At 73.7% G+C, this 8,445-nt stretch carries 1 protein-coding gene; it reads right to left on the bottom strand.

What is annotated here, in order from left to right; genetic code table 11:
* A partial coding sequence (locus QM582_RS06205; RefSeq protein WP_415082712.1) for an amino acid adenylation domain-containing protein occupies nt 1-8,445 on the bottom strand: 8,445 nt, incomplete at both ends.

The following is an 8,445-nucleotide window of genomic DNA, read 5'->3' as shown; positions in this document are numbered from 1 at the left end:
CGCCGCGGGGTCGCCGGCCGGCCCGGCGTCCGGGCGCTGAGGCTCCCCCGGTCCGGCCGGGCGATCCGCGTCCGGCCCGGGCCGATCCGGCGACCCGGACGGTGCCGGCGTCCCCAGGTCGCTCAGCGCGACGTCGGAGGTGAAGCGTTCGCCGGCGAAGGCGTAGCCCGGCACCGGGACGCGTCGGCCGGGGTCGACCAGCCGCGACCGGTCGATGCTCCATCCGCGCAACCACTGCGCGGCCAGCACGCGTCGCCGCAGGGTCGCCTCGATCTTGTCGGCAGGCTGCTCCGGCCGCGGTGCCGCGACCCGGTCGGTGTCGCTGCCGGCCTCGGCGGGCCGGCTCCCCGGGCCGGGCGCGTCCAGCATCTCTTCGATGGCGCGGACCGCCTGATCTGCAGCTAGCCAGCGGACCCCGGCGTCCGGGACGGCGATGCCGACGGCACGCACGCCGAACTCGGCCCGGCCGTTGGCCAGGGTGTACGCGATGTCGCGGAGCCGGTCCGCCGTCGCCCCGGCACAGCAGGCCGCCACGGCGTCCTGCATCGCCGCCAGGGCGTCCTCGTCCCGCGCGGAGAGCGGCAGCAGCACCTCGGTCAGGTCCGCCGCACCGGCCACCGACCGTTCCGCCGGCGACCGCGGCGCCGGTTCCAGGATGACGTGCGCGTTGGTGCCGCCGATGCCGAACGAGCTCACCGCGGCCGCGCGCAGGCCGCCCTCGGGCCGGCAGCGCCGGGTGGGCACGTAGAGGGCTCCGCCTGGCTCCAGGTTCGCCCCGGGTTCGGAGAAGTTGGCCATCGGCGGGATCTCGCCGGCGTCGAGGACGCCCACCGCCGCGATGAACCCGGCGACGCCCGCCGCCGCGTCCAGGTGGCCGATGTTCGCCTTCGCCGCGCCGAGCGCGACCCGGCCGCCGGAGCGGCCGTAGACCCCGGTGAGCGCCGCCGCCTCGATCGAGTCGCCCAGCGTCGTGCCGGTGCCGTGGGTCTCCACGTAGCCGACCGCGGCGGCGTCGATGCCGGCGTCCGCGATCGCGGCCCGGATCACCTGCTCCTGGCCGCGGACGCTCGGCGCGGTGTAGCCCACCTTGTGGTTGCCGTCGTTGTTGACGGCGCTGCCGGCGATGACGGCGTAGACGTGGTCACCGTCGGCGACCGCCCGGTCCAGCGGCTTGAGCAGCACCACGCCGCAGCCCTGGCCGGCGACGGTGCCGTCGGCGTCCCCGGAGAAGGGGCGGCAGGTCCCGTCTCGGCTGAAGATCATCCCGTCGTGCCACAGATATCCCTCGCGACGGGGGAAGTTGAGCGCGACGCCGCCGGCCAGGGCCATCTCGGCCTCGCCGCGGCGCAGGCACTGCACGGCTTCATGGACGGCCACCAGCGAGGTGGAGCAGGCGGTCTGGACCGTCACCGCGGGCCCGGTGAGGTCGAGCTTGTAGGCGACCTTGGTGGCGAGGAAGTCCTTCTCGTTGGCGGTCATCGCCTCGAACGCGCCGACCGGGTCGGCGCCGCGGTGCAGCATTCCCGCCATCCAGACGAAATTGGTGCCGCTGCCGGCGAACAGGGCGATCCTGCCGGGGTAGCCGGCCGGGACGTAGCCGGCGTCCTCGAGCGCGTGCCAGGTGGTCTCGTGCAGCAACCGCAGCTGCGGGTCCATCGTCTCCGCCTCCCGCGCGGAGTAGCCGAAGAACCCGGCGTCGAAGGTGTCGGCGGCCACGAATCCGCGTGCGTTGACGTAGCGCGGGTGCTCGATCATCGCCTGGTCGACGCCCGACCCGCGCAGTTGCTCCGGGCTGAATCGCGACACGCTGACCACGCCGTCGAATCTGTTGCGCAGGTACTCGGCGGGCGTGGCCGCCCCCGGGAACACCGCGGCCATCCCGATCACGGCGATCCGACGGTCCCGGGCGTCGGAGGTCGGCTGCGGCGGTGCCCAGTCCTGGAAGCCGGCCGGGTCGGCCGTTGCCGCCGGGTCGGCCGCCGGCACCGGTGCCTCAGGCTCGGCGTCCGAGGCGGCCGGGCCGAGCGCCTCCGCCAGCGCCCGCGGCGTGGGGTGCTCGAACAGCGTCACCAGCGGGATGTCGCGGCCCAGCAGCTCGCCCAGCCGGTTGTTGACCAGCATCAGCTTGTAGGAGTTGCCGCCGGCGTCGAAGAAGTTGTCGTCGCGCCCGGCCGGGTGCCCGAGCACCGCCTCCCAGGCGCGGAGGATGACGCCCTCGGTGTCACCCGGGGACGCCGGGGCACCGCCCCTCACCGCGGCCGCGCCGGCGCTGCCGGTTCGGGTTCCGGCCCCCGCTCCCGTTCCGGCTCCGGCTTCGGGCCCGGTTCCGGCTTCGGCGAGGGAGCGGACGGCCGGGCGGTCGATCTTGCCGTTCGGCAGTGTCGGCAGCTCGGCCAGGAACACGATCCGCGCCGGGAGCATGCAGCCGGGCAGCGCCGCGGCGATCTCCGACCGCACCGCGGCGGCGTGGTCGGCGCCATCGCCGGCGGAACAGACCAGGACCAGGTCGTCGCCTACGACGTCGGCAACCGCGTAGGCCACCCCGGGCACCCGCATCGCGACCTGCTCGATCTCGCCCAATTCGATCCGGTTGCCGCCGAGTTTGACCTGGTGGTCGAGCCGTCCGCGCAGCACGATCTCGCCGTCGGCCAGCCGCAGCCCGGCGTCGCCGGTGCGGTAGGCGGGCACCCCGGGCAGTTCGCGCAGTTCGGTGAAGGCGCGCCGGTTCTGTTCCGGGTTGTTGGTGTAGCCCGCGCAGACGCCCTCCCCGAGGATGTACAGCTCGCCCGGCACGCCGTCGGGTTGCAGGGTGCCGTCCTCGCCGGCGATCAGCACGTCCGCTCCCAGGATCGGGGTGCCGACGGTCACCGCGTCCCCGGGGGCGAATTCCTTCACCGTGGCGGTCACCGTGGTCTCGGTCGGTCCGTACATGTTGAAGACGCGGGCCCCGGACTCGGCGAGCAGGGTCTGCAACAGGCTCTCCGAGAAGTGCTCGCCGCCGCAGACGATCACCCGCAACCGGGGCAGCGCGGCACGGAAGCGGCGGTTGCCGACCAGCGCGGCCATCTTCGACACCGGCGCCTGAATGTGGCTGACGCCGTGCTCGGTGACCGTTCGCGCGATCGCCGCCGCGTCCTTGCGGTCGGCGTCGGCGCACAGCTGGACGGTGGCGCCGGCGGCCAGCGGAAGCAGGCTCTCGAACAGGAAGATGTCGAAGGTCACGTCGGCGAGCGCGACGATCGCGTCGCCGGGCCGGAAGATGCCACGCCGCTCGTGGTCGCGATGCAGATTGGCCACCCCGCGGTGCTTCACCGCGATGCCCTTGGGCGTCCCGGTCGATCCGGAGGTGTAGATCTCGTAGACGATGTCGTCGGGGTCCGGGTCGGGCCCCGCGAACTCCGGCCGGCTCTCGCTGGTGCAGGAATCCAGGTCGAACACGGTCGGGATCGTGGCGGCCGTCGCCAGTCCCGGCGGGGCGAAGCCGAACCGTGGCCGGACGTCGGCGAGGATCCGCTCCCGGCGCCGGCGCGGATGCGCCGGGTCGAGCGTCACGTAGGCGCCGCCGGCCTTGACGATGCCCAGCTGGGCGACGAGCAGGCTCACCTCCCGGACGCTGAACAGCGCCACCCGCTCGCCGCGCCGCAGCCCGGCGTCCCGCAGCCGCGCCGCCTGCGCATTGGCCATCCCGTCCAGTTGGGCGTAGCTGAAACACCGTCCGGACGCGTCCACCACGGCCACCGCGTCCGGCATGGTGCGGGCGCGTTCCTCGATCCGCCGGTGGATCGGGACGAAGGGCGCCGCGGTGAGCCGCGCCACGACGGCGGCGCGGTCGTCGGCGTCGTGGATCGAGACCTGCCCGACCGGGGTGGTCTCGGCCCAGGACGGGTCGGCGCCGCCGATCGTGGCGAGGAAGACCTCGAAGTGGTGGGCGAGCCGTTCGATGGTGGTCCGCTCGAACAGTCCGGACGCGTAGTCGATGTCGACGTCGAGTCCGTCGCCCGACTCGACGCAGGTGATGACCAGGTCCATCCCGACCGCCAGCGGGGGCAGCGCGAGGGGTTCGGCGCGGACACCGTCGATGCCGAGGTCGTGGTGGGTGATGTTGTGGTAATCGACGCAGACGTCGAACAGCGGGTGACGATTCACCCGGCGCGGCAGCCCGAGCCGGTCAACCAGCCGGTCGAAGGGCAGGTCCTGGTGGGCGAGGGTGTCCAGCACGCTCTGCCTGCTCGCCGACAGGTAGCCGGCGACGCTGAGGCCGGGCTCTGGGCGCAGCCGGATCGGCATCATGTTGACGAACATGCCGATCATCTCGCCGGTCTCGGTCCTGGTCCGCCCGGTCACCGGCGCGCCGATCACCAGGTCGCCGCGTCCGGCGTAGCGGCCCAGCACCGCACCCCAGGCGGCCAGCACGACCATGAACGGAGTGGCTCCCTGACGCTCCGCGAGCCGGGCGACCTGCTCGACCCGGTCGGCGCCCAGCCGCAACGTCACCCGGCCCGCCGCCGCGTCGCGACCGTGGCGGGGACGGTCGGTGGCCAGCAGTTCGGCGTCCGGCAGGTCGTCGAGCAGGGCCAGCAGCCGGGTCTCGGACTCGAGCAGTTCCTGCTGGGCGGCGGCGTCGTCGAGCTGACAGGCGTAGTCGCGGTACTGCACCGGCAGCGGCGGCAGGTCGCCGTCGTAGAGCAGGCTGAAGTCGCGGGTGAGCACCTCCACCGACACGGCGTCGGCGACGATGTGGTGGATGTCGAACAGCAGCAGGCTGCCGCCGCGCTCGTCCTCGACGATCTCCATCCGGAACAGCGGACCCGATTCGAGATCGAACGGCCGCACGAACTCCTCGATCCGCCGGGTCAGGGCCGATCCGTCGGCGTCCACGGTGCCGCGGCTGAACTTGAGCGGCAGACCGTCCACCGCCGCCGGGCGGGCGGGCGGATCGTCCGCGATCCGCTGCCGCAGTTCCTCATCGCGCCGCACGAAGGTGGTCCGCAGCGGCTCGTGCCGGGCGACCAGTCTGAGCAGTGCGGCCCGGACCCGATCGTGGTCGAGGCGACCGTCCAGCCGGGTCGCGGAGAACATGTTGTAGACCAGCGTGCCCGGGTCGAGCTGAGCCGCCAGGTACATCCGGCGCTGGGCCGGGCTGACCGGATAGTCCGGCGCCTCCGCGGCCCGGACGATCGCGGTTCCCGCGCCACCGGGCCGGGACGCCGCGGGCGCACCGTCCGGGCTGCCGGGACGGGTGAACGCACCGGCGGACGCCAGCCGCGCCGCCAGCGCCGCCGGGGACGGGGCGGCGAAGATATCGGCGACGGTGACCCCGCCGGAGACCTCCGGTGCGAGCTGCGCCACCAGCATGGTCGCCTTCAGCGAGTCGCCGCCGAGCGCGAAGAAGTCGTCGTCCGGCTCGATCCGGGGGTATCCGAGCACCTGGCTGAAGGCCTCCCCGACCAGGGCGACGGGATCGTCGCCGGTGCCGGACGGGAGCCGCTCGGCCGCGGCGTCCGGCTCGGGAGCACTCGCCGTCCGCGCCGGCGTGGCCAACGGTTGCCGGTCGAAGAGGTAGCCGGGCAGCCGGACCCGCCGGGACCCCGGACGGGCCGGCCAGTCCAGGTCGAGGCCGGCCTGCCACAGCGTGCCGAGGGTGCCGAGCAGCTGCTCCTCGTCGTGGACCTCCTCCACCGGGTGCCGCAGCAGGTTGACGAACAGGTGGTCGTCCGATCGGGTCGGCTCCTGGGCGGCGAAGCTGGACAGCGAGCGCCCGGGGCCGAGTTCGATGCCGAACAGCGGCTCACCCTGGAGCAGGCCGGGCGACATCAGGGTGTGCAGGCTCTCGGTGAAGTGGACGTGCCCGGTGATGTGCTCGCGCCAGTAGGCCGGGTCGAGCAACTCCCCCGGCTCCGCCAGCCGTCCGGACCGGTTCGAGATGATCGGGATCCGCGGCTCCCGGGCGGCGACCTCGGCGACGACCCGCTCGAAGGCGATCGCGGCGTCCGTCATCATCGGGGTGTGGAAGGCGTGGGAGGTGTGCAGGCGGCTGCCCCGCACGTCCGCGGCCTCGAGCCGGTCGATGACCGCGTCGAACGCCTCCGGCGCCATCCCGATCACCGAGCGTTGGGTGGAGTTGTCGAGCGAGAGCCACACCTGGTCGAGCCCGGCGATCACGTCGCGGACCCGGTCCGCGCCCGCCGAGACCGCGATCATGATCCCTGGCGGCTGCGTCCGCATCGCCCGGCCCCGCGCCCGCACCAGCCGTACCGCGTCCGGCAGTGACCAGACCTGCGCCAGCGCCGCGGCGGTGAGTTCGCCGATGCTGTGCCCGACCAGCACGTCCGGCCGGACGCCGAACGACCCCATCACCGTGGCGATCGCGTACTGGGTGGCGAACAGGGTCAGCTGCGACCAGTCGGTGCGGTTGATCCGGGCGTCCTCCTGATCGCCGTAGAGGATGGCGCGGAAGTCGTCGGCCTCGGCTCCGGGCAGCAGGCCGGCCACCTGGTCCAGGCAGTCGCGGAACACCCGCCCGGCCTCGCTGCGGCTGCGGTACAGGTCGAAGCCCATCCGGTGGTACTGGTTGCCCTGCCCGGAGAACAGGAAGGCGACCCGCCCGCCGGCGAGGGCGCGGCGGCTGCCGGCCCGGGCCAGCCGGGACGCCCACCGGTCCGGGTCGCGAGGCTCGTCGGCACGCAGCACCATCGACGTCCGGTGGCGCAGCTCGGCCCGCCCGGCCCGCAGCGTGTGCGCGGCGCCGGACAGCGGGATCGAGGGATCGCCGGCCACGTGACGCACCACCCGTTCGGCGGTGCCGGCCAGCGCCGCCTCGGTCGCCGCCGAGAACTGGAGCAGTTCGAACTCGTCCTGGACGTGGGCTCCCGGATCCCGCGGCGGCGCCGATTCCACGATCAGGTGCACGTTCGTCCCGCCGACGCCGAAGGAGTTGATGCCCGCGCGCAGCCGCTCCCCGACCCAGGCCCGGCCGTCGGCGGACACGGTGAAGGGGGTGGCGCCGAAGTCGATGTTGGGGTTGGGACGCGCGTAGTTGCGGGTGCCCGGGAGGTAGCGGTGAGCGAGGCTGAGCGCGACCTTGGCCAGCCCGACCGCCCCGGCGGCGGAGTCGGTGTGTCCGACGTTGCCCTTCACCGAGCCCAGCAGCACCGAGCCGGCCGGTGCGCCCGGGAAGGCGCGGGTGAGCGAGGCCACCTCGACCGGGTCGCCGAGCAGCGTCCCGGTGCCGTGGCCCTCGACGAAGGACACCGTGCCCGGGTCGATGCCGGAGGACTCGTAGGCGGCCCGGATCACGTCGTACTGGCCGTCCTCGCTGGGCGAGGTGAACGAGAGCTTGCGGCGTCCGTCGTTGCCGATGGCCGAGCCCGCGATCACCGCGTAGACCGGGTCGCCGTCGCGCAGCGCCGCGTCCAGCGGCTTGAGCAGCATCAGTGCCGCGCCGTTGGAGAACACCGTCCCGCCGGCTTCCGCGTCGAAGGGACGGCAGTGGCCGTCCGGCGACAGCATCATGCCCTCGACGTAGCGGTAGCCGCCGCTGTTCGGCGACTCGAAGGTGACCCCGCCGGCGACCGCCAGTTCGCACTCGCCGGCCTGCAGCGACCGGGCGGCGAGATGGATCGTCAGCAGCGAGGTGGAGCAGCCCGCCAGCGCCGAGAGCGCCGGGCCGGTGAGATCGAATTGGTAGGACAGCCTGGTGCTGAGGAAGTGGTTCGTGGCCAGCGTGAAGTTCTGGTAGGCGTCGCCGAACCCGGCGCGGTCCAGCAGCTTGTGCCGGTACCACTCGAAGTCGTCGCTTCCGCCGGCGAACACGCCGACCCGTCCGGGCAGCGCGGTGGGGTCGTATCCGGCGTCCTCGCAGGCCTGCCAGAAGCACTCGTAGAGCAGCCGGAGCTGCGGAGAGGTGGCCTCCGCCTCGGCCGGGGGGATCCGGAACAGGGCGGTGTCGAAGCCGTCGACCCCGCCCAGGTGGCCGCCCGCCTTGACGTAGTCGGGGTCGCGCAACGTCGATTCGGCGATGCCGAGGGCGCGGAGCTGCTCGTCGTCGTAGAAGCTGATCGACTCGTCGCCCCGCCGCAGGTTCGCCCAGAACTCCCGCGCGTCGGCGGCGCCCGGCACCCGGATCCCGATCCCGATGATGGCGACGTCCAGGGCACCCGGACGCGGCGCGGCGCCGGCGGCTTCGGCCCGGTCGTCGCCCGTGACCAGTCGCTGCTGGCTGGCGATGCTCGGGTAGCGCAGCAGCTGGGTGATCGGGATCTCGCACCCGAACTCCTCGCGCAGCGCCACCTGCAGCCTCATCAGGCTCAGAGAGTTGCCGCCCTGGTCGAAGAAGCTCGCCTCCGGGTCGACGGCGTCGCTGCCGAGCACCCGGCGCCAGGCCGCCTGGAGGCGTCCCCGGACGTCCCGACCGGCCTCGGCCGCGCCCCGCGCACCGGGGCCGGG

Source organism: Micropruina sp. (assembly GCF_047607385.1).
Lineage (GTDB): Bacteria > Actinomycetota > Actinomycetes > Propionibacteriales > Propionibacteriaceae > Micropruina.
The sequence above is the reverse complement of the archived record's forward strand: the minus strand, read 5'-3'. Positions and strand labels throughout refer to the sequence as shown.